The sequence below is a fragment of the Pseudomonas sp. P39-UII1 genome, assembly GCF_039672635.1.
Classification (GTDB): domain Bacteria; phylum Pseudomonadota; class Gammaproteobacteria; order Pseudomonadales; family Pseudomonadaceae; genus Aquipseudomonas.
Genome location: NZ_JBDFPP010000021.1, coordinates 30,544 through 53,603, shown reverse-complemented (window position 1 = coordinate 53,603; position 23,060 = coordinate 30,544). Strand labels below are relative to the sequence as shown.

Genomic DNA, 23,060 nt, shown 5'->3' with positions numbered 1-23,060 from the left:
GGGTTAAGATTATCCACCGGTCCTTAACTCAACCTGAAAACAACTGGCGCCATGATAGCGCAGGTAAACTGCGTTGCCTGCTTCGCCGGCAAGCCCGCGCCTACAAGCCCTGGAGTCCAATGAGCGCTATCCATATCAAATTTCCCGCCCTGACCTTCAAGGCCGGCCAGCGTGCCTTGCAGCAAATCCGTGAACGCGGCCTGCAGGCAGCTGATGTGGGCGTGCTGCCGGGTGCGGCGGGTGGGCCCAAGCCCTTGGGCATCCAGGGCCTGGACCTTGCACTGTTCGGTGAATGGCTGCCTTCGGCGCCACGCCAGCGGGCCTTGATCGGGGCCTCGATCGGCTCTTGGCGCTTCGCCAGCGCCTGCCTTGACGACCCGGTCGAAGGCCTGCGGCGCCTGGGCGAGCTGTATACCGAACAAGATTTCGCCAAGGGCGTCACGCCGGCCGGCATAAGCCGCAGCTGCCAACGCATGCTCGACGACCTGCTGCAGGGCCGCGACGGGCAGATCCTCGCCAACCCGCACTATCGCCTGAATATCCTGGTGGTCAAAAGCCATGGCCAACTGGCCCACGACCACCGCGGCCGCCTGGGAATGGGCCTGGGTTCGGTGATCGCCAGCAACCTGCTGGGCCGCGCGCGCCTGGCCCGGCATTTCGAGCGCATCATCCTGCACGACGCGCGCGCTGCGCCGCCGCTCGATGCACTCACCGACTTCCCATCACGCTGCTTGCCATTGGCCCTGGGCAACCTGCGCCATGCCCTGCTGGCGTCTGGGTCGATCCCGATGGTGATGGAAGGCGTGCGTGACATTCCAGGCGTTGGCAGCGGCACTTACCGCGACGGTGGCCTGCTCGACTACCACCTCGACTTGCCCTACCGCGGCGACGACCTGGTGCTCTACCCGCATTTCACCGACAAGGTGGTGCCCGGCTGGTTCGACAAGGCCCTGCCTTGGCGCAGGGGCGACGCCACGCGCCTGCAAAACGTGCTGCTAATGACGCCGTCGCCGCAGTACCTGGCCGCCCTGCCCTTCGGCAAGCTGCCCGACCGCAACGACTTCAAGCGCTTCATGGGCGATGCCGCCAGCCGCAAGCGCTACTGGTACAAAGCCATTGCCGAGAGCCAGCGCTTGGGCGACGAGTTGCTGGAACTGATCGCCACCGGGCGGTTGCATGAACGCCTGCAAGCCTTGTAACGGCCATGCTGGTAGACTGCGCGCATTACTGATTCACGCAGAGTTATAAAAGTGGAAATCTTCAAGGAATTTACATTCGAATCGGCCCACCGCCTGCCCCACGTCCCGGCTGGCCACAAATGTGGCCGCCTGCACGGCCACTCGTTCAAGGTCGGCCTGCACCTGACCGGCCCGCTCGACCCGCACACCGGCTGGATACGCGACTTCTCTGAAATCAAGGCGATCTTCAAGCCGATCTACGAGCAGCTGGACCATAACTACCTGAACGATATCCCTGGCCTTGAAAACCCTACCAGCGAAGTGATCGCCAAGTGGATCTGGGACCAGGTCAAGCCGCTGCTGCCGGAGTTGTCGAAGGTGCGTATTCATGAAACCTGCACCAGCGGCTGCGAATACAGCGGCGATTGATTGGCGCCGCGCTAACCGAGCACGGGGTCAAGGTTTGGCAACGAGCGGGCGAGGGTGAGGAGGCACGCAAGGGTTGGATACCTGCAGGCTGAACTGGCCACGCTCGCCGCGACGGTTGTTAAGGTATGCAACCTGCTCGACCTTTCGCCTCACTTGCCGACCGTCCGCGCTGTAGAGCTTCATGTTCAAGAACAATTGCCCTTCTTGCAGCCGCTGCGGATCCAGGCCAGGGATGTGCCACAGTGGCGTTTGTCGCCCGGCGGTCAGCTCGTACAGTACCGTATCCAGATCGATAGGCGAGTCGACGGGTAGCGCCACGGATGTCCCGAAGGGGTCTCGCAACGCAAGCCTGGGCGGGTCGTCCTTGAGCACACCGGCATCCGAGCCCGCCGAGTAAAAGCCCAGGTAACCGTTGCGACTGACGTCGAGCCAGTATTGCAGTGAAGGCCAGCGGTCCACGTTATTGCCCTCATATGCCGGGCGGATCTCGTAAACGAAGCCTGTTGCAAGTCGATAGACACCAAACCAGAAACTGTCACAAAACGCACGCTGACGACCCTCGCCGGGCCACAGCTGGTCAAGCAGGAAGGATTGCAACATTTCTTCGCCGTAGTCCAGGCTGGTCATCAGCCAACCATCGTCACCGTTCCAATCATCGAATTCGGCCCAGAACGGCCGGGTAATTTCATTATCGTCAAACTGGGCAGCCCGCAACGGTGCATCCAGCAATTGCCAGCGGCATGTCGCGGTAAAACTCAGCAGCGGTTCAAAATACAGGTTCGCCATCATCGGTACTCCATACGCTCGATAAAAACGCACAATGGCGCCTTTTCAATGCATGGAGCAGGAAGAAGGCTTACCTCAGCTCGGCACGCAGGAAGGCAGGGGCTATATAGCGCTGGTAATGCGCCTCGGACAGCAGGAAGAATTCGCGGTCGATGGCATCGCGCAACTGCGGCAGATCCCAATCGCGGAATTCAGGCATCAAGGCCATCCCATAGGCCTCCAGGTCGCGAATCATCCGCGCCCCGCGGGCAATCAGCTGATACGCCCAGCAGTATTCGGACTGCTGCTCGACAAAACGGATCGAACGCTGCTGCAGCTGCTGGCGCAGCAAGCCTTTGTCGAACACTTCCAGCTTGGCCATCATCACCTGCGCCAGCAGCTGCTCCAGGCGCAGCCACACAGCGCGCTTCTGCGCCTCGTCATAGCCATTCCAGTGGATCACTTCATGGTGGAAACGCTTGCAGCCACGGCACACCGTGTCTCCATACACCGTGGAGCAAAGGCCGACGCAAGGGGTCTTGATGGATTGGTTGGACATGAAAAAACAACGGCTTGGCGGTGGAACACAGGCCCATGTTAGCCCTTTGTCTAACCACGGTCACTCGTTAAAGTCATGTTCGCCGCCTTACCTTCCGCGACAATTTGCCGTAGAATCATCCCGCCTTTTCAAGGCAACAATGTCCGTTGGAAGCTGTTTTCAAAGCGTCACGAGCACAGTTAATCCGGTAGAACGGCGTTGGCCCGGGCCATGCACCCTCGCATGCCCGCGCCAGCCCTCATCAGCTCCCCGTTCTGCAGGCGTAAAACTTTGAAAGCAGCTTCTGTAAGGATTCTCTGCGACCCTGGCTGGGCGGCCCAAGAAGCCGTGATTGCGCATGGGTGCAGAGAATGCTGGATGAGCGTCCCGGACTCCCTTTAGGGACCACTGATGAGGGTAATAACTGTGCTTGAAGCCTACCGCAAACACATCGAAGAGCGTGCCGCCCTGGGTATCGTGCCCCAGCCGCTGAACGCCGAACAAACTGCAGGCCTGGTCGAGCTGCTGAAAAACCCGCCAGCCGGCGAAGAAGCCTTCCTCGTAGACCTGATCACCAACCGCGTACCACCAGGGGTCGATGAAGCTGCCTACGTCAAGGCCGCTTTCCTCTCCGCCGTGGCCAAGGGCGAAGCCAAGTCCCCGCTGATCGACCGCAAGCTCGCCACCGAGCTGCTGGGCACCATGCAGGGCGGCTACAACATCGAAACGCTGGTCGCGCTGCTGGATGACGCCGAACTGGGCGCCGTCGCGGCCGAAAAGCTCAAGCACACCCTGCTGATGTTCGATGCCTTCCACGACGTGGCCGAAAAAGCCAAGGCGGGCAACGTCCACGCCAAGGCCGTGCTGGAATCCTGGGCTGCTGGCGAGTGGTTCACCTCGCGCCCTGCCATCGCCGACAAGTACACCCTGACCGTGTTCAAGGTGCCTGGCGAAACCAACACCGACGACCTGTCCCCTGCGCCAGACGCCTGGTCGCGCCCTGACATCCCGCTGCACGCCCTGGCCATGCTGAAAATGGCCCGTGACGGCATCGAACCAGAGCAACCAGGCTCGGTCGGCCCACTGAAGCAGATCGAAGCGGTAAGGGCCAAAGGCTTCCCGGTCGCCTACGTCGGTGACGTGGTCGGTACCGGTTCGTCGCGTAAATCCGCCACCAACTCGGTGCTGTGGTTCTTCGGCGACGACATCCCGTACGTGCCGAACAAGCGCGCCGGCGGTTTCTGCTTCGGCACCAAGATCGCCCCGATCTTCTACAACACCATGGAAGACGCCGGCGCCCTGCCGATCGAATTCGACTGCACCAACCTGGCCATGGGCGACGTCATCGACGTGTACCCGTACAAAGGTGAAGTGCGCCGCCATGGCAGCGATGAGCTGGTCACCCACTTCGAACTGAAAACCGAAGTGCTGCTGGACGAAGTCCGCGCTGGTGGTCGTATCCCGCTGATCGTTGGCCGTGGCCTGACCGAAAAAGCCCGTGCCGAGCTGGGCCTGGGCCCTGTCGATCTGTTCAAGAAACCGGAGCAGCCTGCCGCTTCGACCAAGGGCTTCACCCTGGCGCAGAAGATGGTCGGCCGTGCGTGCGGCCTGCCAGAAGGCCAAGGCGTGCGCCCAGGTGCCTACTGCGAGCCGAAGATGACCACCGTCGGTTCCCAGGACACCACTGGCCCGATGACCCGCGACGAGCTGAAAGACCTGGCGTGCCTGGGCTTCTCCGCTGACCTGGTGATGCAGTCGTTCTGCCACACCGCGGCCTATCCGAAGCCGATCGACGTCACCACCCACCACACCCTGCCAGACTTCATCCGCACCCGTGGCGGCGTGTCGCTGCGCCCAGGCGACGGCATCATCCACAGCTGGCTGAACCGCATGCTGATGCCGGACACCGTCGGTACCGGTGGTGACTCGCACACCCGCTTCCCGATCGGCATCTCGTTCCCGGCCGGCTCCGGCCTGGTGGCCTTCGCTGCCGCCACCGGCGTCATGCCGCTGGACATGCCAGAGTCGATCCTGGTGCGCTTCAAGGGCAAACTGCAACCGGGCATCACCCTGCGTGACCTGGTACATGCCATCCCTTACTACGCCATCCAGAAGGGCCTGCTGACCGTCGAGAAGAAGGGCAAGAAAAACGCCTTCTCCGGCCGCATCCTGGAAATCGAAGGCCTGGACGAACTGACCGTCGAGCAAGCATTCGAGCTGTCCGACGCCTCGGCCGAGCGTTCCGCTGCCGGCTGCACCATCAAGCTGCCGGAAAAGGCCATCGCCGAGTACCTGCAGTCCAACATCACCCTGCTGCGCTGGATGATCGGCGAAGGCTACGGCGACCCACGCACCCTGGAGCGTCGCGCCCAGGCCATGGAAGCCTGGCTGGCCAACCCTGAGCTGCTGTCGGCCGACGCCGATGCCGAGTACGCTGAAATCATCGAAATCGACCTGGCCGACGTCAAGGAGCCTGTGCTCTGCGCGCCAAACGACCCGGACGATGCCCGCCTGCTGTCTTCGGTACAGGGCGAGAAGATCGACGAAGTGTTCATCGGTTCGTGCATGACCAACATCGGCCACTTCCGCGCTGCCGGCAAGCTGCTGGAGAAGGTCAAGGGTGGCATCCCTACCCGTCTGTGGCTGGCTCCGCCAACCAAGATGGACGCTCACCAGCTGACCGAAGAAGGCTACTACGGCATCTACGGCAAGGCCGGTGCGCGCATGGAAATGCCAGGCTGCTCGCTGTGCATGGGTAACCAGGCACGTGTGCAGACCGGTTCGACCGTGGTTTCCACTTCGACCCGTAACTTCCCGAACCGCCTGGGCGACGCGACCAACGTGTACCTGGCATCGGCCGAGCTGGCTGCTGTCGCTTCGATCATCGGCAAGCTGCCGACCGTCGAAGAGTACATGCAGTACGCCAAAGACATCGACAGCATGGCTGCCGACGTCTACCGCTACCTGAGCTTCGACCAGATCGCCGAGTTCCGCGAGGCTGCGGCCAACGCCAAGATCCCGGTTGTTCAAGCGTAAGTAGCCGTAAGCTGTAAAAAAACCCCGGCAGAGATGCTGGGGTTTTTTATTACTCTTTCAGGCCTCTTCGCGGGGCAACGCAACCTCAAATCACAAACAAGTCCACAAACCGGTGCACCGCCGTAGCCTCGAGCTTCTGCTGGTCCGTGCACAGTTCGAAGATCTGCTGACAGCGCTGCCGCGCAAACCGCGTCGCCAGGTTCTCCCTGAACTTCGCCTCCAACAGCGGTATGCCCTCCCCGCGCCGGCGCCGGTGCCCAACCGGGTACTCCACCACCACCTGCTCGGTGCTGCTGCCATCCTTGAAAAACACCTGCAAACCATTGGCGATGGAGCGCTTGTCCGCCTCCAGGTACTCACGGGTGAACCGCAGGTCCTCCACCACTTCCATTTTTTCGCGCAAGCGGTCGATGCTCGGGTGGGCCGCGTGAAAAGCGTCCTCGTAATGCTCTGCCACCAGGTAACCAAAAATCAGTGGCACCGCCACCATGTATTGCAGGCAATGGTCACGGTCGGCGGCGTTGGCCAACGCACCGACCTTGGAGATGATGCGGATCGCCGACTCCTGGGTGGTGATGATGATGCGGTCGACTTCATGCAGGCGATTGCGCACCTGCGGGTGCAGGCTCACCGCAGCCTCGCAGGCAGTCTGGGCGTGGAACTCCGCCGCGAAGCTGACCTTGAACAACACGTTTTCCATCACGTAGCTGGCCAAGGGTTGCGGCAACTTAAGTGTTTGTTGGGCGGAAGGCTTGAGCGCCAGGTCCTTGTTGGTGTGGCTGAAGGACACGTCGTAAAACCCCCACTGCGGCGCCGTCAGCACGCCAGGCACACCCATCTCGCCCCGCAGCGCGATATCGGCCAGGCGCACTCCCCGGCTCGAAGCATCACCTGCAGCCCACGACTTGCGCGAGCCGGCATTCGGCGCATGGCGGTAGGTGCGCAGCGCCTGGCCATCGACGAAGGCATGGGACAAGGCCGAGAGCAGTTGTTCGCGGTTGGCGCCCGTCAGCTTGGCGCACACCGCGGTGGACGCCACCTTGACCAGCACTACGTGGTCGAGGCCCACCCGGTTGAATGAATTTTCCAGCGCCAGCACGCCCTGAATCTCATGCGCCATGACCATGGCTTCGAGCACTTCGCGCATCAGCAGCGGGGCTTCACCGTTTGCCACGTGCTTTTGCGAAAGGTGATCGGCCACGGCCAGGATGCCGCCCAGGTTATCCGAAGGGTGGGCCCACTCGGCGGCCAGCCAGGTGTCGTTGTAATCCAGCCAGCGCACCGTGCAGCCGATGTCCCAGGCAGCCTTGACCGGGTCCAGGCGGTAGCTGGTGCCAGGCACGCGGGCCCCATTGGGCACCACGGTGCCTTCCACCAGCGGCCCGAGGTGCTTGGTGCACTCAGGGAAGCGCAGGGCCAGCAGGCCGCAGCCCAGGGTGTCAATCAGGCAATTGCGCGCAGTGTCCAGCGCTTCGGGCGACTCCACCCGATAGCTGAGCACATAGTCGGCAAGGGTTTGCAGCACCTGGTCGTAGTCAGGGCGCTCGTTCAGGTCTACGTTGGCGCTCATATGCAGCTCCTGTGAATTCAGGGCCGCAAGCGGCCCCACTCATCCAAAGCCAAGCGCAGTGATGCCTCAGAAGCTATCGCCAGGCACCCTCACCCAGCCTTCCATCAGCACGCGAGCACTACGGCTCATGATTGCCTTGGTCACCGTCCATTCACCCTTCACCTGGCGAGCCTCGGCGCCAACCCGCAGCGTGCCGGAGGGATGACCAAAGCGCACGGCACTGCGCTCGCCCCCGCCTGCAGCGAGGTTGACCAGTGTGCCAGGGATGGCAGCAGCGGTACCGATGGCCACAGCGGCGGTGCCCATCATCGCGTGGTGCAGCTTGCCCATGGACAATGCGCGCACCAGCAGGTCGATGTCAGCCACCGCAACCGCCTTGCCACTGGACGCAGTGTAGGTGCTTGGCGGCGCAACGAAAGCCACCTTCGGCGTGTGCTGACGCCCGGCAGCCTGGTCGACATGCTCGATCAAGCCCATGCGCACGGCGCCGTAGGCACGTATGGTCTCGAAGCGCGTCAGCGCCTGGGCATCACCGTTGATGGCGTCCTGCAGTTCGGTGCCGGTGTAACCGATATCGGCGGCATTGACGAAAATGGTCGGGATACCCGCATTGATCAGGGTGGCCTTGAACGTGCCGATGCCAGGCACCTCCAGGTCGTCCACCAGGTTACCGGTGGGGAACATCGCCCCACCGCCACCGTCTTCGTCGGCGGCCGGGTCAAGGAACTCAAGCTGCACTTCAGCCGCCGGGAACGTCACACCGTCGAGCTCGAAGTCGCCGGTTTCCTGCACCTCACCTCCGGTGATCGGCACGTGGGCGATGATGGTCTTGCCGATGTTGGCCTGCCAGATGCGCACCGTGGCCACGCCATTGCGCGGAATGCGCGCCGGGTCGACCAGGCCGCTGCTGATGGCGAACGCGCCAACGGCGGCGGACAGGTTGCCGCAGTTGCCACTCCAGTCAACGAAGGCCTTGTCGATGGCGACCTGGCCGAACAGGTAGTCAACGTCGTGTTCGGGCTTGCTGCTGGGCGAGAGGATCACGGCTTTGCTGGTGCTGGAGGTGGCGCCACCCATGCCGTCGATCTGCTTGGCGTAAGGGTCGGGACTGCCGATGACGCGCAGCAGCAGTGCGTCGCGGGCCGGGCCGGGGGCCCGGGCCTGTTCGGGGAGGTCCTGCAGGCGGAAGAACACGCCTTTGCTGGTGCCGCCGCGGATGTAGGTGGCGGGAATCTTGATTTGGGGTGCGTGTGCCATTGCTGTGCTGTCCTGTTCGAAAGTGCAATATGCCTTGGGGCCGCTGCGCGGCCCATCGCCGGCAAGCCGGCTCCTACAGGTGCGGCGCAAGCTTCGAAACAACGCTGCAGGTGTAGGAGCCGGCTTGCCGGCGATGGGCTGCGAAGCAGCCCCAACCACTCAGGCCGAAGCTTCGAGGAAGTCCTGGGCAAAGCGCTGAAGCACCCCACCCGCCTCGTAGATCGAGACTTCCTCGGCGGTATCCAGCCGGCAGGTCACCGGCACCTCGACCCGCTCACCATTACGGCGGGTCACCACCAGCGTCAGCGTTGCACGCGGCTTGCGCTCACCGAGCACGTCATAGGTTTCGCTGCCATCCAGGCCCAGGGTCTTGCGATCGGTACCCGCCTGGAACTCCAGCGGCAGCACGCCCATGCCCACCAGGTTGGTGCGGTGAATGCGCTCGAAGCCCTCGGCCACGATCGCCTCGACACCCGCCAGGCGCACGCCCTTGGCCGCCCAGTCGCGCGATGAACCCTGACCGTAGTCGGCACCGGCAACGATGATCAGCGGCTGCTTGCGCTGCATGTAGGTTTCGATGGCTTCCCACATGCGGGTCACTTTGCCTTCCGGCTCGATGCGCGCCAGCGACCCCTGCTTCACGCTGCCGTCGTCCTTGCGCACCATTTCGTTGAACAGCTTGGGGTTGGCGAAGGTGGCACGCTGCGCGGTCAGGTGGTCGCCGCGGTGGGTGGCGTAGGAGTTGAAGTCCTCTTCCGGCAGGCCCATTTTCGCCAGGTATTCGCCAGCGGCGCTGTCGAGCATGATGGCGTTGGAGGGCGACAGGTGGTCGGTGGTGATGTTGTCCGGCAGCACCGCCAGCGGGCGCATGCCGCGCAGGCTGCGCTCACCGGCCAAGGCACCCTCCCAGTAAGGTGGGCGGCGAATGTAGGTGCTCATCGGGCGCCAGTCGTACAGCGGTGCGACTTTCGGGCCACGGTCTTCCTCGATGGCGAACATCGGGATGTAGACCTTGCGGAACTGCTCCGGCTTGACCGCAGCGCGCACCACCGCGTCGATCTCTTCATCGCTCGGCCAGATGTCCTTCAGGCGGATTTGCTTGCCATCGACCACGCCCAGCACATCCTTCTCGATGTCGAAACGGATGGTGCCGGCGATGGCATAGGCCACCACCAGCGGCGGCGATGCGAGGAACGCCTGCTTGGCGTACGGGTGGATGCGCCCGTCGAAGTTGCGGTTGCCCGACAGCACGGCGGTAGCGTACAGGTCGCGGTCGATGATCTCCTGCTGGATCACCGGGTCCAGCGCACCGGACATGCCGTTGCAGGTGGTGCAAGCGAACGCGACGATGCCGAAGCCCAGTTGCTCCAGCTCTTTTTCCAGGCCGGCTTCTTCAAGGTACAGCTGCACAGCCTTGGAGCCCGGCGCCAGCGACGACTTGACCCACGGCTTGCGGGCCAGGCCGAGCTTGTTGGCGTTGCGCGCCAGCAGGCCGGCGGCAATCACGTTGCGCGGGTTGCTGGTGTTGGTGCAGCTGGTAATGGCGGCGATGATCACCGCGCCGTCCGGCATCTGCCCTGGCACGTCTTGCCATGCGCCGGCAATGCCCTTGGCCGCCAAGTCGCTGGTGGCCACCCGGGCGTGCGGGTTGGACGGCCCGGCCATGTTGCGCACCACGCTCGACAGGTCGAAGTGCAGCACCCGCTCGTACTCGGCGTTGGCCAGGGCGTCAGCCCACAGGCCGGTGGCCTTGGCGTAGGTTTCGACCAGGTTGACCTGCTGTTCTTCACGGCCGGTCAGCTTGAGGTAGTCGATGGTCTGCTGGTCGATGGCGAACATCGCTGCAGTGGCGCCATATTCCGGCGCCATGTTGGAGATGGTCGCGCGGTCGCCGAGGGTAAGGGCACGCGCGCCTTCGCCGTAGAACTCGAGGTAGGCACCCACCACCTTCTGCTTGCGCAGAAACTCGGTCAGGGCCAGCACCAGGTCGGTGGCGGTGATGTTCGGCGCCAGCTTGCCGCCCAGCTCGACGCCGACGATTTCCGGCAGGCGCATCCACGAGGCGCGGCCCAGCATGACGTTTTCAGCTTCAAGGCCGCCTACGCCGATGGCGATTACACCCAGGGCGTCGACGTGCGGGGTGTGGCTGTCGGTGCCGACGCAGGTGTCGGGGTAGGCAACGCCACGGTCGCTGTGGATCACCGGCGACATTTTCTCCAGGTTGATCTGGTGCATGATGCCGTTGCCGGGCTGGATCACGTCGACGTTCTTGAACGCTTTCTTGGTCCAGTTGATGAAGTGGAAGCGGTCCTCGTTGCGACGGTCTTCGATGGCGCGGTTCTTGTCGAACGCCTGCGGATCGAAACCACCGCACTCGACGGCCAGCGAGTGGTCGACGATCAGCTGCACCGGCACCACCGGGTTGACTGCGGCCGGGTCACCGCCTTTGTCGGCGATGGCATCACGCAGGCCGGCGAGGTCCACCAGTGCGGTCTGGCCGAGGATGTCGTGGCACACCACGCGGGCCGGGAACCAGGGGAAGTCGAGGTCGCGCTTGCGCTCGATCAGCTGGCCCAGCGAGGCATCGAGCGTTGCCGGGTCGCAGCGGCGCACCAGGTTTTCGGCCAGCACGCGGGAGGTGTACGGCAGGCTGTCGTAGGCGCCGGGCTTGATTGCCTCGACCGCGGCGCGGGCGTCGAAATAGTCCAGGGCGGTGCCTGGCAGGGCTTTGCGGTGTGCGGTGTTCATATAATTATCGGGCTCGGTCACGGTAATCGGTGGCAGTTCGGGCCATTGGGGGCGCTAAGCGCCCCTTTCGCGACACAAGGCCGCTCCCACAGGGGAACAGCCCTGGATCGCGAAGGCCTGCAACTTAGCGCTGCTCGATTGGCACGAACTGGCGCTGTTCGACGCCGACATATTCGGCGCTCGGGCGGATGATGCGGTTGTTGGCGCGCTGCTCGAACACATGCGCCGCCCAGCCGGTCAGGCGCGAGCAGACGAAGATCGGGGTAAACAGCTTGGTCGGGATGCCCATGAAGTGGTACGCCGAGGCATGGTAGAAATCGGCGTTGGGGAACAGGCGCTTCTGCTCCCACATGGTCTTGTCGATGGCCTCGGAAACCGGGTAAAGCACCTTGTCACCCACCTCGTCGGCCAGCTGCTTCGACCAGCCCTTGATCACCTCGTTGCGCGGGTCGGACTCTTTGTAGATGGCGTGGCCAAAGCCCATGATCTTGTCCTTGCGCTCAAGCATGCGCAGCAGCTCGGCGGTGGCCTCCTGCGGGGACTGGAAGCGCTCGATCAGCTCCATCGCCGCCTCGTTGGCGCCGCCGTGCAGCGGGCCGCGCAGCGAACCGATGGCGGCCGTGACACAGGAGTACAGGTCGGACAGGGTCGAGGCGCAAACGCGGGCGGTGAAGGTCGAGGCGTTGAACTCGTGCTCGGCGTAGAGGATCAAGGATACGTTCATCACCTTGACGTGCAGTTCACTTGGCTTCTTGCCGTGCAGCAAATGCAGGAAGTGGCCGCCGAGGGTGTCTTCGTCGCTGGTGCAGTCAATGCGCACACCGTGGTGGGTGAAGCGGTACCAGTAGCACATCACCGCCGGGAACAGGGCGAGCAGGCGGTCGGTCTTGTCGCGTTGGGCCTCGAAGGTCAGCTCCGGCTCCAGGGTACCCAGCACCGAGCAACCGGTGCGCATCACGTCCATCGGGTGGGCGTCGCGCGGAATGCGCTCGAGCACTTCCTTCAGGGCCTGAGGCAGGTCGCGCAGGCCTTTGAGCTTGTGCTTGTAGTCAGCCAGCTCGGCCTGGGTCGGCAGCTCGCCGTACAGCAGCAGGTAGGCGACTTCTTCAAATTCGGCTGCAGCCGCCAGGTCGCGCACGTCATAACCCCGGTAGGTCAGGCCGGCACCGGCCTGGCCGACGGTCGACAGTGCGGTCTGGCCGGCCACCTGGCCACGCAGGCCTGCGCCACTGAGTACTTTTGCTTCGGCCATGGTGTTTCTCCTTTCTTGAATTTGTTATGGATATCTTTCTGGCTAAATTCGGGTCGCCTGTACCGGCCCTGTCGCTGGCAAGCCGGCTCCCATAACACGCTGTGCAAGGCTCAAGCTTGGCGCCCTACCTGTGGGACCCGGCTTGCCGGCGATGGGGCCAGCACTGGCTCAACCTTTTTTCTGCGCAAACAGGGCATCGAGGCTCTGTTCGAACGCGTGGTAACCAATGGCATCGTAGAGCTCCATGCGGGTCTGCATGGTGTCGATCACGTTCTTCTGCGTGCCGTCGCGGCGCAGCGCGGTGTAGACATTCTCGGCTGCCTTGTTCATGGCGCGGAAGGCCGACAGCGGGTACAGCACCAGCGACACATCGACCGCCGCGAGCTCTTCGGTGGTGTACAGCGGCGTGGCACCGAATTCGGTGATGTTGGCCAGGATAGGCGCCTTCACCCGGTCGGCGAAGGTCTTGTACATCGAGAGTTCAGTGATGGCTTCCGGGAAAATCATGTCGGCACCGGCCTCGATGCAGGCGGCGGCGCGGTCCAGCGCGGCATTCAGGCCTTCGACGGCCAGGGCATCGGTACGCGCCATGATCACGAAGCTGTCATCGGTACGGGCATCCACCGCCGCCTTGATCCGGTCGACCATCTCCTGCTGGCTGACAATCTCCTTGTTTGGCCGGTGGCCACAACGCTTGGCGCCTACCTGGTCTTCGATGTGGATGGCGGCAGCGCCGAACTTGCACATGGAGCGCACGGTACGCGCAACGTTGAAGGCCGAGGCGCCAAAGCCGGTGTCGACGTCCACCAGCAGCGGCAGGTCGCAGACATCGGTGATGCGGCGCACGTCGGTCAGTACGTCATCAAGGCCGGTGATGCCCAGGTCCGGCAGGCCCAGGGAGCCTGCCGCGACACCGCCCCCAGACAGGTAGATGGCCTTGAAGCCGGCGCGCTTGGCCAGCAACGCATGGTTGGCGTTGATCGCACCAACCACTTGCAGGGGGTGTTCGGCGGCAACGGCGTCGCGGAAACGCTGACCGGGGGTGCTCTTCACAGTCATTTCTCACCTCGTGGGCTATTGTTGTTGGCGTCCAGATAGTGACGCTCGATATTGCGCTTGGACGCGCCGATGTGGCGGCGCATCAGGAGTTCGGCCAGCTCGCCGTCACGATCAGCGATGGCATCGAGAATACGGTGGTGCTCGGCAAAGGCCTGGCGCGGGCGGTTGGGCGTGGCGGAGAACTGGATGCGGTACATGCGCACCAGCTGGTAGAGCTCGCCGCAGAGCATCTTGACCAGGGTCTGGTTACCGCTGCCCTGGATGATCCGGTAATGGAAGTCGTAGTCGCCCTCTTGCTGGTAATAGCCCAGCCCGGCCTGGAACGCGGCGTCGCGCTCGTGGGTGTCGAGCACCCGGCGCAGCTCGTCGATGTCGCCCTGGCTCATGCGCTCGGCAGCCAGGCGGCACGCCATGCCTTCCAGCGATTCGCGAATTTCGTATAGCTCGATCAGCTCGGCGTGGTTCAGCGACACCACTCGGGCCCCCACATGCGGCACCCGCACCAGCAGGCGCTGGCCTTCCAGGCGGTGGATGGCCTCGCGCAGCGGGCCACGGCTGATGCCATAGGTGCGCGCCAGCTCCGGCTCGGAGATCTTGCTGCCCGGGGCGATCTCACCCTTGACGATGGCCGCCTGAATACGCCGGAAGACATTCTCGGACAGGGTTTCCGTTTCGTCTGCCAGAGCAGGGCTGGGGTTGCTGAGGTCCAGCATATTGTCGACACCTTGCTAATCGCTTGAGCAGAAACTAGCGAATACCGCGCTTCCCGTCAAAGACAAAATGAACATTGTCGACAATCGTCTAAGAGCGAACTAACCCGCTGCGCGCGCTGTCTGATCGCGATGCGCTGGCGTCAAGACATCGGCGTGATAGAATGCCGCGCCTCCAACGGAGTATGGATAGCGTATCTGTCATTTATTCATGTTGTTGACAGATGAACCGAGGAAGCTTGCGCAGTACCTGCCAGTCGCCTTGCCCCGAATCTTGCACAGCACCGCGCCAGGACTATGAGACTTACACCCGTTTTATTGCTGTTATGCCTCACCCTGCTGCCGGCCCTTGGCCAGGCGGCGGGCAAGACCGTATACGGTCTCAACGAATACGCCCGCCTTGGCGACCTGGACCTCGAGGTGGCCGCCAAGCTCGACACCGGTGCCAAGACCGCGTCCTTGAGTGCCCGCGACATCAAGCGCTTCAAGCGCAACGGTGAGAGCTGGGTGCGCTTCTACCTGGCCATCGACGCCGCCCATTCGCACCCGATCGAACGCCCGCTGGCCAGGGTCAGCAAGATCAAGCGCCGCGCTGGCGACTATGATTCGGAATCGGGCAAGGCCTATACCGCCCGGCCGGTCATTGAACTCGAAATCTGCATGGGCCAGGCCCTGCGCACCATCGAAGTCAACCTCACCGACCGCAGCGCGTTCCAGTTCCCGCTGCTGATCGGTTCCGAGGCGCTCAAGCACTTCGACGCGCTGGTCGACCCAAGCCTTAAATACGCGGCCGGCAAACCTGCCTGTGCCACCGACGCTCCTAAAGCAGAGTAATCCCGATGCGCTCTCTTACCCTCCATCTGAAAGTCCTGATCACCGTACTGGTGTTGCTGGGCGTGGCGGTCACGGCTTATCAGATCTTCTTCCTCGGCATCCCGGTGACCGAGGACGAAACCGACGACCTGTGGAACATCGACGCCAAGGTCGAGTTCGTCGCCAGCACCAAGGACCCGGTCAAGGTACAGATGTTCGTGCCGCCGCTGAACCGCGACTACGTCAGCCTCAACGAGAGCTTCATCTCCAACAACTACGGGGTCAGCGTCAACCGTGCCGATGGCAACCGCAAGGTGACCTGGTCGGCCCGCCGCGCCAGCGGCAACCAGACCCTCTACTACCGCCTGGTGCTGACCAAGCGCTACAGCACCGAAAAGACCACCGTCAAAGGCCCGACCTTCCGTGACAGCCTGGCGGTCGAAGGCCCCGAGAAGATCGCTGCCGAAGCCCTGATGGCGCCTATCCGCCAGCATTCGGCCGACGTCGAAACCTTCGTCAGCGAGACCATCAAGCGGGTCAACAACCTCAACGACGACAACGTCAAGCTGCTGCTGGCCGGCGACACCTCGTCGATGAAAAAGGCCCAGGTCATCGACCTGCTGCTGTCGATCGCCCACGTGCCGATGGAGAAGGTCCACACCATCCGCCTGGTCGCCGATACGCCGCAAACCCCTGAGCTGTGGCTGCGCAGCTTCAACGGCAACGACTGGCTCTACTTCAACCCGGACACCGGCGAGCAGGGCCTGCCCAGCGACCGCCTGCTGTGGTGGACCGGTGACGATAACCTGATCACCGTCGATGGCGGCAAGAAAGCCAACGTCACCTTCAGCATGAACAACAGCGAGATGAACGCCATCCGCCTGGCCAAGCTGACCGACGAGAACACCGACGCCGACTTCCTCGAATACTCGCTGTACGGCTTGCCGCTGCAAACCCAGCAGACCTTCATGATCATGGTGATGATCCCGATCGGCGTGCTGGTGATCCTGGTGCTGCGCAACCTGATCGGTATTCAGACGCTGGGCACCTTCACCCCTGTGCTGATCGCCCTGGCCTTCCGTGAGACGCAACTGGGCTTCGGCATCGTGTTGTTCACGGTGATCACGGCGTTGGGCCTGTCGTTACGGTCCTACCTCGAGCACCTCAAGCTGCAGATGCTGCCACGCCTGTCGGTGGTGCTGACCTTCGTCGTGGTGCTGATTGCCGCCATCAGCCTGTTCAGCCACAAGCTGGGCCTGGAGCGCGGCCTGTCGGTGGCGCTGTTCCCGATGGTGATTCTGACCATGACCATCGAACGCCTGTCGATCACCTGGGAAGAACGCGGTGGCGGCCATGCCATGAAAGTGGCCATCGGCACCCTGTTCGCCGCGTCGCTCGCGCACCTGCTGATGATGGTGCCGGAGCTGGTGTACTTCGTCTTCACCTTCCCGGCGGTGCTGCTGATTCTGGTGGGCTTCATGCTGGCGATGGGCCGTTACCGCGGCTACCGCCTGACCGAGCTGGTGCGCTTCAAGGCATTCCTGAAGAAGGCTGACGCCTGATGTTTGGCCTGATCAAGACGTGGAAAGCCCTGGAGGCCCGGGGCATCATGGGGATCAATCGGCGCAACGCGGACTATGTACTGAAGTACAACAAGCGCAGCCTGTACCCGATCGTCGACGACAAGATCATCACCAAGGAGCGCGCACTGGCCGCCGGCATTCACGTGCCGGAAATGTACGGCGTGATCGAGACCGAGAAGCAGATCGACAAACTTCACGAGATCATCGGCGGGCGCAACGACTTCGTCATCAAGCCGGCCCAAGGCGCCGGCGGTGACGGCATTCTGGTGATTGCCGACCGCTTCGAAGATCGTTACCGCACCGTCTCGGGCAAGATCATCAGCCACGAGGAAATCGAGCACCAGGTCTCGAGCATCCTCACCGGCCTGTACTCGCTGGGCGGGCACCGCGACCGCGCGCTGATCGAATACCGGGTAACCCCCGATCAGATCTTCAAGAGCATCAGTTACGAAGGCGTACCGGATATCCGCATCATCGTGCTGATGGGCTACCCGGTCATGGCCATGCTGCGCCTGCCGACCCGCCAGTCCGGCGGCAAGGCCAACCTGCACCAAGGCGCCATCGGCGTGGGTGTGGACCTGGCCACTGGCGTGACCCTGCGCGGCACCTGGCTGAACAACATCATCAGCAAGCACCCGGACACCACCAATGCGGTGGACGGCGTGCAACTGCCGAACTGGGACGGCTTCATGAAGCTGGCAGCTGGCTGCTATGAGCTGTGCGGCCTGGGCTACATCGGCGTGGACATGGTGCTGGACCAGGACAAAGGGCCGCTGATTCTCGAACTCAACGCCCGCCCTGGCCTGAACATCCAGATCGCCAACGACACCGGGCTGACCCAGCGCACCCATGCCATCGAAGCACACATCGAGGCACTGGCCAAGGAGGGTGTGACCGAGGATGCCGAGCAGCGCGTGCGCGTGACACAGAGCCTGTTCGGCCACGTGCATCCGCGCTGAGCCAGTAACGACGGGGCCCGCTTCGCGAGCCCTTCGCGGGGCAAGCCCGCCCCCACAGGTAGGGTGTTGCGCCAAAGGTGCACGCTGTACTTGTGAGCGCGGGCTTGCCCCGCGAAGGGGCTGCAAAGCAGCCCCGGGCCGCAACCCAATGGTTGAATGTCGCGCCCAGTGCTAGGCGCATTTCCTGCACAGGTCTACAATCGCCCTCCTCGCTTTTACATCGCCGTCCACACTGATGCCGACCTGCACGCTTTACCCCCTGCCCTACCAGCCCGACCCTGCCGCCTATTTCGCCCGCCTGCGCCAGGCGCCCGGGGCGATCTTGCTCGACAGCGCCCGCCCCGGCGCCGAGCGAGGCCGCTTCGACCTGCTCAGCGCCTGGCCACTGCAACACCTGCAGGCCCAGCCCGGCGAAACGGGCCGCGCCTTCCTGCAGCGCCTGCGTGACGGCCTGCAGCAACTGGGCGACGCGCAGCTGCCCGACGGTATCGAGCTGCCGTTTGCCGGCGGCCTGATCGGCTACCTGAGCTACGACTTCGGCCGCCGCCTGGAGCATCTGCCCAGCCTGGCCGTGGACGACCTGGGCCTGCCCGACGCCCAACTGGGGCTGTACGCTTGGGCGCTGGTCACCGACCATCTTCTGGGTACCAGCCAGCTGGTGTTCCACCCTGGCCTTGCCACTGAAGAACGCGAACGCCTGATCGCCCTGTTCGAAGCATCCGACAGCGCTACGGCTGGCGATTTCAACTTGCTCGCGCCGATGCAAGGCGATCTGCAGCCCGAGCACTATCAGGCGGCATTCGATCACGTACAGCGCTATATCCAGGCCGGCGACTGCTACCAGATCAACCTGACGCAACGCTTCCGCGCCCCCTGCAAAGGTGACCCGTGGCGCGCCTACCAGGCCCTGCGCAAAGCCTGCCCGACGCCATTCTCCGGCTACCAGCAACTGGCCGACGGCAGCGCACTGCTGAGCTTCTCCCCAGAACGCTTCATCCGCGTCAGCCAAGGCCAGGTGGAAACCCGGCCGATCAAGGGCACTCGCCCGCGCTCGGCCGACCCGGCCATCGATGCGCGCAACGCCGAGGAGCTGCGCCACAGCCCCAAGGATCGTTCGGAAAACCTGATGATCGTCGACCTGCTGCGCAACGACCTGGGCCGCACCTGCCAGATCGGTTCGGTGAAAGTGCCCGAGCTGTTCAGCCTGGAAAGCTACCCCAACGTGCATCACCTGGTCAGCAGCATCACCGGCCAACTGGCCAGCGACAAGGACGTACTGGACCTGATCGGCGACAGCTTCCCCGGTGGCTCGATCACCGGGGCACCGAAAATCCGCGCCATGCAGATCATCGATGAACTGGAGCCCAGCCGCCGCGCGCTGTATTGCGGCTCGCTGCTGTACGTGGATGTGCGCGGCGAAATGGACAGCTCCATCGCCATTCGCAGCTTGCTGGTGAAGGATGGCCAGGTCAGTTGCTGGGGCGGCGGCGCAGTGGTCGCGGACTCCGACTGGCAGTCGGAATACGAGGAGTCGATTGCCAAGGTGCGGGTGCTGATGGAAACCCTGCAAAGCCTCTGAGGCGGCGTCTACTCCGCCATTTTTTGTTACCATCACCTCATTACGAGCGCACAGCGCCACAGCCTAGATGGAAACCGCCTGATGAGCCAACCCTTCGACGTCGCCGCCCTGGCCGCGACCTACGCCAGCAAGTCCCCCCAGGACATCCTCAAGCTCGCCTTCGAACATTTCGGCGACGATCTATGGATCTCGTTCAGTGGCGCCGAGGACGTGGTGCTGGTCGACATGGCCTGGAAGCTGAACAAGCAGGTCAAGGTATTCAGCCTCGACACCGGCCGCCTGCACCCCGAGACCTACCGTTTCATCGACCAGGTGCGCGAGCAATACAACCTGCCGATCGAAATCCTCAGCCCTGACCGCGCCAAGCTCGACCCGTTCGTCAAGGAAAAAGGCCTGTTCAGCTTCTACAAGGACGGCCACGGCGAATGCTGCGGCATCCGCAAGATCGAGCCACTGCGGCGCAAACTCGCCACCGTCAGCGCCTGGGCCACCGGCCAGCGCCGCGACCAGAGCCCGGGTACCCGCAGCCAGGTCGCGGCGCTGGAAATCGACAGCGCATTCTCCACACCCGATCACACCCTGTACAAATTCAACCCACTGGCGCAGATGACCAGCGCGGAAGTCTGGGGCTACATCCGCATGCTCGAGCTGCCGTACAACAGCCTGCACGAACGCGGCTTCATCAGCATCGGCTGCGAACCGTGCACACGCCCGGTATTGCCAAACCAGCACGAGCGCGAGGGCCGCTGGTGGTGGGAAGAGGCGACCCAGAAGGAATGCGGCCTGCACGCCGGCAACCTGATCAGCAAGGCCTGATTCGCAGGCAAACAAAAACCGGCCCTTGGGCCGGTTTTTTCATGCGGCCCGTACTCAGTGCACCGGCAACTCGACGCCTTCGAACAGCTCTTCGAGTTCCTGCTTGTTGTGGCACTGGATGGCCTTGGCCATCACTTCACGGGTCAGGTGCGGGGCGAACTTCTCGATGAAATCGCACATGAAGCCGCGCAGGAAGGTGCCGCGACGGAAGCCGATCTTGGTGATACTGGCTTCGAACAGCTCGCTGGCGTCCAGGGCGACCAGGTCACTGTCGAGCTTGGTATCGACCGCCATCTTGGCCACGATGCCCACGCCCAGGCCAAGGCGCACGTAAGTCTTGATCACGTCGGCGTCGGCGGCAGTGAATACCACTTTCGGCGTCAGGCCGCGATGGTTGAACGCTTCGTCCAGTTTGGAGCGGCCGGTAAAACCGAACACGTAGGTGACGATCGGGTATTCGGCAACCGCCTCCAGGGTGAGCTTCGGCAGCTTGGTCAGCGGGTGGCCCTGCGGCACCACCACGCAGCGGTTCCACTTGTAGCAGGGCATCATGATCAAGTCGCCGAACAGCTCCAGCGCCTCGGTGGCGATGGCGAAATCGACGGTGCCGTCAGCGGCCATTTCGGCGATCTGCATGGGCGAGCCCTGGTGCATGTGCAGGGCCACTTCCGGGTACTGCTTGATGAAGCTGCTGATCACCGGCGGCAGTGCGTAGCGCGCCTGGGTGTGAGTGGTGGCAATGGACAGCGTGCCCTTCTTCTCGTTGGAGAACTCCTGGGCGATCTGCTTGATGCTCTCGACCTTGCGCAGGATTTCGCCAGCGGTATTGATGATGCGCTCACCCGCCGGCGTCACGCGCGTCAGGTGTTTGCCGCTGCGGGCAAAGACTTCAACACCCAATTCATCCTCGAGCAGGCGGATCTGCTTGCTGATCCCCGGCTGAGAGGTATACAGACTCTGCGCCGTCGCGGAGACGTTGAGGTCGTGGTGCGCCACTTCCCAGATGTAGCGCAGTTGTTGAAGCTTCATAGGTTTCCCTCGAATCAGCGGTAAGTCAGCGGCAGCAGGCAGCGACGAGATATAACTATATTAGTGGTTAACGAAATAAAACTAGAACTATTTTGTTACACGCCGCGCCGAAATAGCCTACTGCCAGCTTCACGTTTTCCTACGGCCGAGATGCTGCGAGAGCGGCACCATGTACACCGGCACCGGTGACAACTGCAGCAAACGCACCGCCGTGCGGCCAATCGGCACATCCACCCCGGCGCCAGCACTGTGGCTGCCGAAGATCAGCAGGTCGACACTCAACCGCTGCGCCTGCTCGAGGATCACCTGCGCGGGGTCACCCTGACGCACCCGTACCGCCTTGATCACTGCAAGATCCGCGTCCTCGCCCAATTCCTCGCGAAAGTTCTCCAACACCCGCTGCTCGATGTTGGCCATCACGGTATTGACGCCCTCGCTGTGCAGTTCATCCAGCGTCTGTTCGTCGAGGTAGCTCTGCAGGAGGGATTCGGCGAACTGGCCCATCGGTTCCACCGCGTGAATCACGTACAGCTCCGCGCCAAAGGTGCGGGCCAAGGCCAGGGCATGTTGCATCACGAAAGGGGCATAGACACCGAGGTCGGTGGCGTACAGCATGGAGCGGATCATTCGACCTCCTCGACTGCCGTTGCGGCAGAGCAAGCTACAGCTTAGCAGCGCGCCGCAGCCTCGCCTGGCCGTCTGGCGCACTGCTGCCGCGGGCTGCAGGAGGGTTCAGCCAGCGCGATTGGCGCGGTCGATAAAGGCCAGCGCCTGGTAAAGCATCTGCATGCGCGGCAGGCTGCAACCCGCCGCGCGTGCCCGGGCCAACGGCTCGGCATAAATGGCCTGCAGTTCCAGAGGGCGTTGCCCGGCGTGATCGTGGTACATGCTCGGCCAGTAGTCAGGCATCTGCTCGGTGACACGGAACAGGTGGTCGGCATAGCCCGCGGGCAGTGCATGGCCACAGGCTGCAGCACCCTGTACCACCTCAGCCATCAACGCCTGAATGAGTTCGCGCGTGTCGCTGTCAGCCATCAACGGCGTGGTGCTGGCACCCAACAACACCGACAGGCCATTGTAGGGCACGTTCCACACCAGCTTCTGCCAGCGGGCCTGGCCAAGGTTGTCCATGGCCTGCGAGTCGACACCGGCGGCACGCAGCAGCGCGGCCCCTTCCTCGACAATCGCAGCACCGCCATCCTCGGCCGGCCCACTGTGATACCCCAGGTTGACCGCCCCCAGCGCCTGATGGCGGATCACACCCGGGCTCAGGCGGTTGACGCAGATAAAGCACAGGCCGCCCAGCAGGTGCAGGCTGCCCGGCAAGGCCGGCCGCAACTGCTCTTCCACCCCCAGCCCGTTCTGCAGCAGCACCACCTTGGCATCAGCTGCGGCCGCCTTTGCAATCAGCGGTGCAAGCTCGGCATTGCTGGTGGCCTTGGCGCCCACCAGCAGCCAATCGCACGGCGGCATGTCGGCGGCACTGGCATAGGCCTGCACCGCCAGTTGCACATCCCCATGCAGCGCGCTTTCCAGCTTCAGGCCTTGCTCGCGAACCACGGCGTATTCGCTTCGCAACAGAAAGTGCACATCGAAACCGGCGCGCGCCAACATCAGCCCATAGAAGCCTCCGATGGCACCACTGCCAATAATGCCGATGCGAGGTTTGCGAGGGCTCATGGGGAACTCCTGATTAGATATTGGTGCGCTTTTTTACACCTTTTTGGGCGTTTAGCGCA

Annotated in this window: 19 protein-coding genes; 8 read left to right on the top strand and 11 right to left on the bottom strand. The window is 63.2% G+C overall.

Annotation, left to right across the window (positions count from 1 at the left end):
* The first annotated feature begins 119 nt into the window (after positions 1–119).
* A complete protein-coding gene (locus ABEH27_RS21360) occupies positions 120–1,199 on the top strand; it encodes a patatin-like phospholipase family protein (RefSeq protein ID WP_346615466.1) in 1,080 nt (359 codons plus the stop codon).
* Positions 1,200–1,250: 51 nt separating this feature from the next.
* Positions 1,251–1,607 (top strand): 6-carboxytetrahydropterin synthase QueD, encoded by a 357-nt coding sequence (gene queD / locus ABEH27_RS21355; RefSeq protein ID WP_056800268.1) that lies wholly within the window; start codon positions 1,251–1,253, stop codon positions 1,605–1,607.
* 27 nt (positions 1,608–1,634) lie between these two features.
* Here the strand turns inward: queD and ABEH27_RS21350 are convergent, their stop codons facing one another.
* Both ABEH27_RS21350 and ABEH27_RS21345 read right to left on the bottom strand, forming a co-directional pair.
* Entirely contained in the window at positions 1,635–2,396 is a 762-nt protein-coding gene (locus tag ABEH27_RS21350; protein WP_346615465.1) for a hypothetical protein, read from the bottom strand.
* A gap of 67 nt (positions 2,397–2,463) precedes the next feature.
* Positions 2,464–2,931: a DUF1289 domain-containing protein gene (locus tag ABEH27_RS21345; RefSeq protein WP_161773445.1), complete on the bottom strand. Its 468-nt coding sequence runs from the start codon at positions 2,929–2,931 to the stop codon at positions 2,464–2,466.
* 405 nt (positions 2,932–3,336) lie between these two features.
* On the opposite strand from ABEH27_RS21345, the gene acnB reads away from it, so the two are divergent.
* Positions 3,337–5,946, top strand: a complete 2,610-nt coding sequence (gene acnB, locus ABEH27_RS21340) for a bifunctional aconitate hydratase 2/2-methylisocitrate dehydratase (RefSeq protein ID WP_346615488.1) — start codon at positions 3,337–3,339, stop codon at positions 5,944–5,946.
* 85 nt (positions 5,947–6,031) lie between these two features.
* Here the strand turns inward: acnB and prpD are convergent, their stop codons facing one another.
* The 6 genes from prpD to ABEH27_RS21310 all read right to left on the bottom strand — a co-directional run bounded on the left by prpD (position 6,032) and on the right by ABEH27_RS21310 (position 14,545).
* A complete protein-coding gene (prpD, locus tag ABEH27_RS21335; protein WP_346615464.1) occupies positions 6,032–7,516 on the bottom strand; it encodes a 2-methylcitrate dehydratase in 1,485 nt (494 codons plus the stop codon).
* Between the two features lie 66 nt (positions 7,517–7,582).
* A complete protein-coding gene (gene prpF, locus ABEH27_RS21330) occupies positions 7,583–8,773 on the bottom strand; it encodes a 2-methylaconitate cis-trans isomerase PrpF (protein ID WP_346615463.1) in 1,191 nt (396 codons plus the stop codon).
* Between the two features lie 159 nt (positions 8,774–8,932).
* Complete coding sequence (acnD, locus tag ABEH27_RS21325) at positions 8,933–11,521, bottom strand: Fe/S-dependent 2-methylisocitrate dehydratase AcnD (RefSeq protein WP_346615462.1); 2,589 nt, start codon at positions 11,519–11,521, stop codon at positions 8,933–8,935.
* 124 nt (positions 11,522–11,645) lie between these two features.
* Positions 11,646–12,773: a 2-methylcitrate synthase gene (gene prpC / locus ABEH27_RS21320; protein ID WP_346615461.1), complete on the bottom strand. Its 1,128-nt coding sequence runs from the start codon at positions 12,771–12,773 to the stop codon at positions 11,646–11,648.
* Positions 12,774–12,941: 168 nt separating this feature from the next.
* Positions 12,942–13,832, bottom strand: a complete 891-nt coding sequence (prpB, locus tag ABEH27_RS21315) for a methylisocitrate lyase (protein WP_346615460.1) — start codon at positions 13,830–13,832, stop codon at positions 12,942–12,944.
* Positions 13,829–14,545 carry a GntR family transcriptional regulator gene (locus ABEH27_RS21310; RefSeq protein ID WP_346615459.1) on the bottom strand — a complete coding sequence of 239 codons (717 nt, stop codon included), beginning with the start codon at positions 14,543–14,545 and terminating at the stop codon, positions 13,829–13,831. Before ABEH27_RS21310 ends, prpB begins: the two co-directional genes overlap by 4 nt.
* 294 nt (positions 14,546–14,839) lie before the next feature.
* Between ABEH27_RS21310 and ABEH27_RS21305 the strand changes: the two genes are divergently transcribed.
* The 5 genes from ABEH27_RS21305 to ABEH27_RS21285 all read left to right on the top strand — a co-directional run bounded on the left by ABEH27_RS21305 (position 14,840) and on the right by ABEH27_RS21285 (position 20,292).
* Positions 14,840–15,376: an ATP-dependent zinc protease gene (locus ABEH27_RS21305; protein WP_346615458.1), complete on the top strand. Its 537-nt coding sequence runs from the start codon at positions 14,840–14,842 to the stop codon at positions 15,374–15,376.
* A 5-nt stretch (positions 15,377–15,381) separates the two neighbouring features.
* Positions 15,382–16,917 carry an inactive transglutaminase family protein gene (locus ABEH27_RS21300; protein WP_346615457.1) on the top strand — a complete coding sequence of 512 codons (1,536 nt, stop codon included), beginning with the start codon at positions 15,382–15,384 and terminating at the stop codon, positions 16,915–16,917.
* On the top strand, positions 16,917–17,897 hold the full coding sequence (locus ABEH27_RS21295) for an alpha-L-glutamate ligase-like protein (RefSeq protein WP_346615456.1): 981 nt from the start codon (positions 16,917–16,919) through the stop codon (positions 17,895–17,897). Before ABEH27_RS21300 ends, ABEH27_RS21295 begins: the two co-directional genes overlap by 1 nt.
* 235 nt (positions 17,898–18,132) lie before the next feature.
* On the top strand, positions 18,133–19,476 hold the full coding sequence (gene pabB / locus ABEH27_RS21290; RefSeq protein ID WP_346615455.1) for an aminodeoxychorismate synthase component I: 1,344 nt from the start codon (positions 18,133–18,135) through the stop codon (positions 19,474–19,476).
* 81 nt (positions 19,477–19,557) lie between these two features.
* Positions 19,558–20,292 (top strand): phosphoadenylyl-sulfate reductase, encoded by a 735-nt coding sequence (locus ABEH27_RS21285; RefSeq protein ID WP_346615454.1) that lies wholly within the window; start codon positions 19,558–19,560, stop codon positions 20,290–20,292.
* A 54-nt stretch (positions 20,293–20,346) separates the two neighbouring features.
* On the opposite strand, the gene cysB is transcribed toward ABEH27_RS21285, so the two are convergent.
* The 3 genes from cysB to ABEH27_RS21270 form a co-directional block, all read right to left on the bottom strand.
* A complete protein-coding gene (gene cysB / locus ABEH27_RS21280) occupies positions 20,347–21,321 on the bottom strand; it encodes an HTH-type transcriptional regulator CysB (protein ID WP_027593928.1) in 975 nt (324 codons plus the stop codon).
* 129 nt (positions 21,322–21,450) lie between these two features.
* The gene (locus tag ABEH27_RS21275) at positions 21,451–21,948 is read right to left on the bottom strand and encodes a universal stress protein (protein ID WP_346615453.1); all 498 of its coding nucleotides are present in this window, start codon (positions 21,946–21,948) and stop codon (positions 21,451–21,453) included.
* A gap of 105 nt (positions 21,949–22,053) precedes the next feature.
* Positions 22,054–23,001: a putative 2-dehydropantoate 2-reductase gene (locus ABEH27_RS21270; RefSeq protein ID WP_346615452.1), complete on the bottom strand. Its 948-nt coding sequence runs from the start codon at positions 22,999–23,001 to the stop codon at positions 22,054–22,056.
* Positions 23,002–23,060 lie beyond the last annotated feature (59 nt).

What these genes read in the sequence shown, in the direction of transcription:
- ABEH27_RS21360 (WP_346615466.1), top strand. Translation starts at nt 120, where the DNA reads ATGAGCGCTATCCATATCAAATTTCCCGCCCTGACCTTCAAGGCCGGC.
- ABEH27_RS21350 (WP_346615465.1), bottom strand. Translation starts at nt 2,396, where the DNA reads ATGATGGCGAACCTGTATTTTGAACCGCTGCTGAGTTTTACCGCGACA.
- ABEH27_RS21345 (WP_161773445.1), bottom strand. Translation starts at nt 2,931, where the DNA reads ATGTCCAACCAATCCATCAAGACCCCTTGCGTCGGCCTTTGCTCCACG.
- prpD (WP_346615464.1), bottom strand. Translation starts at nt 7,516, where the DNA reads ATGAGCGCCAACGTAGACCTGAACGAGCGCCCTGACTACGACCAGGTG.
- prpF (WP_346615463.1), bottom strand. Translation starts at nt 8,773, where the DNA reads ATGGCACACGCACCCCAAATCAAGATTCCCGCCACCTACATCCGCGGC.
- acnD (WP_346615462.1), bottom strand. Translation starts at nt 11,521, where the DNA reads ATGAACACCGCACACCGCAAAGCCCTGCCAGGCACCGCCCTGGACTAT.
- prpC (WP_346615461.1), bottom strand. Translation starts at nt 12,773, where the DNA reads ATGGCCGAAGCAAAAGTACTCAGTGGCGCAGGCCTGCGTGGCCAGGTG.
- prpB (WP_346615460.1), bottom strand. Translation starts at nt 13,832, where the DNA reads ATGACTGTGAAGAGCACCCCCGGTCAGCGTTTCCGCGACGCCGTTGCC.
- ABEH27_RS21310 (WP_346615459.1), bottom strand. Translation starts at nt 14,545, where the DNA reads ATGCTGGACCTCAGCAACCCCAGCCCTGCTCTGGCAGACGAAACGGAA.
- ABEH27_RS21305 (WP_346615458.1), top strand. Translation starts at nt 14,840, where the DNA reads ATGAGACTTACACCCGTTTTATTGCTGTTATGCCTCACCCTGCTGCCG.
- ABEH27_RS21300 (WP_346615457.1), top strand. Translation starts at nt 15,382, where the DNA reads ATGCGCTCTCTTACCCTCCATCTGAAAGTCCTGATCACCGTACTGGTG.
- ABEH27_RS21295 (WP_346615456.1), top strand. Translation starts at nt 16,917, where the DNA reads ATGTTTGGCCTGATCAAGACGTGGAAAGCCCTGGAGGCCCGGGGCATC.
- pabB (WP_346615455.1), top strand. Translation starts at nt 18,133, where the DNA reads ATGCCGACCTGCACGCTTTACCCCCTGCCCTACCAGCCCGACCCTGCC.
- ABEH27_RS21285 (WP_346615454.1), top strand. Translation starts at nt 19,558, where the DNA reads ATGAGCCAACCCTTCGACGTCGCCGCCCTGGCCGCGACCTACGCCAGC.
- cysB (WP_027593928.1), bottom strand. Translation starts at nt 21,321, where the DNA reads ATGAAGCTTCAACAACTGCGCTACATCTGGGAAGTGGCGCACCACGAC.
- ABEH27_RS21275 (WP_346615453.1), bottom strand. Translation starts at nt 21,948, where the DNA reads ATGATCCGCTCCATGCTGTACGCCACCGACCTCGGTGTCTATGCCCCT.
- ABEH27_RS21270 (WP_346615452.1), bottom strand. Translation starts at nt 23,001, where the DNA reads ATGAGCCCTCGCAAACCTCGCATCGGCATTATTGGCAGTGGTGCCATC.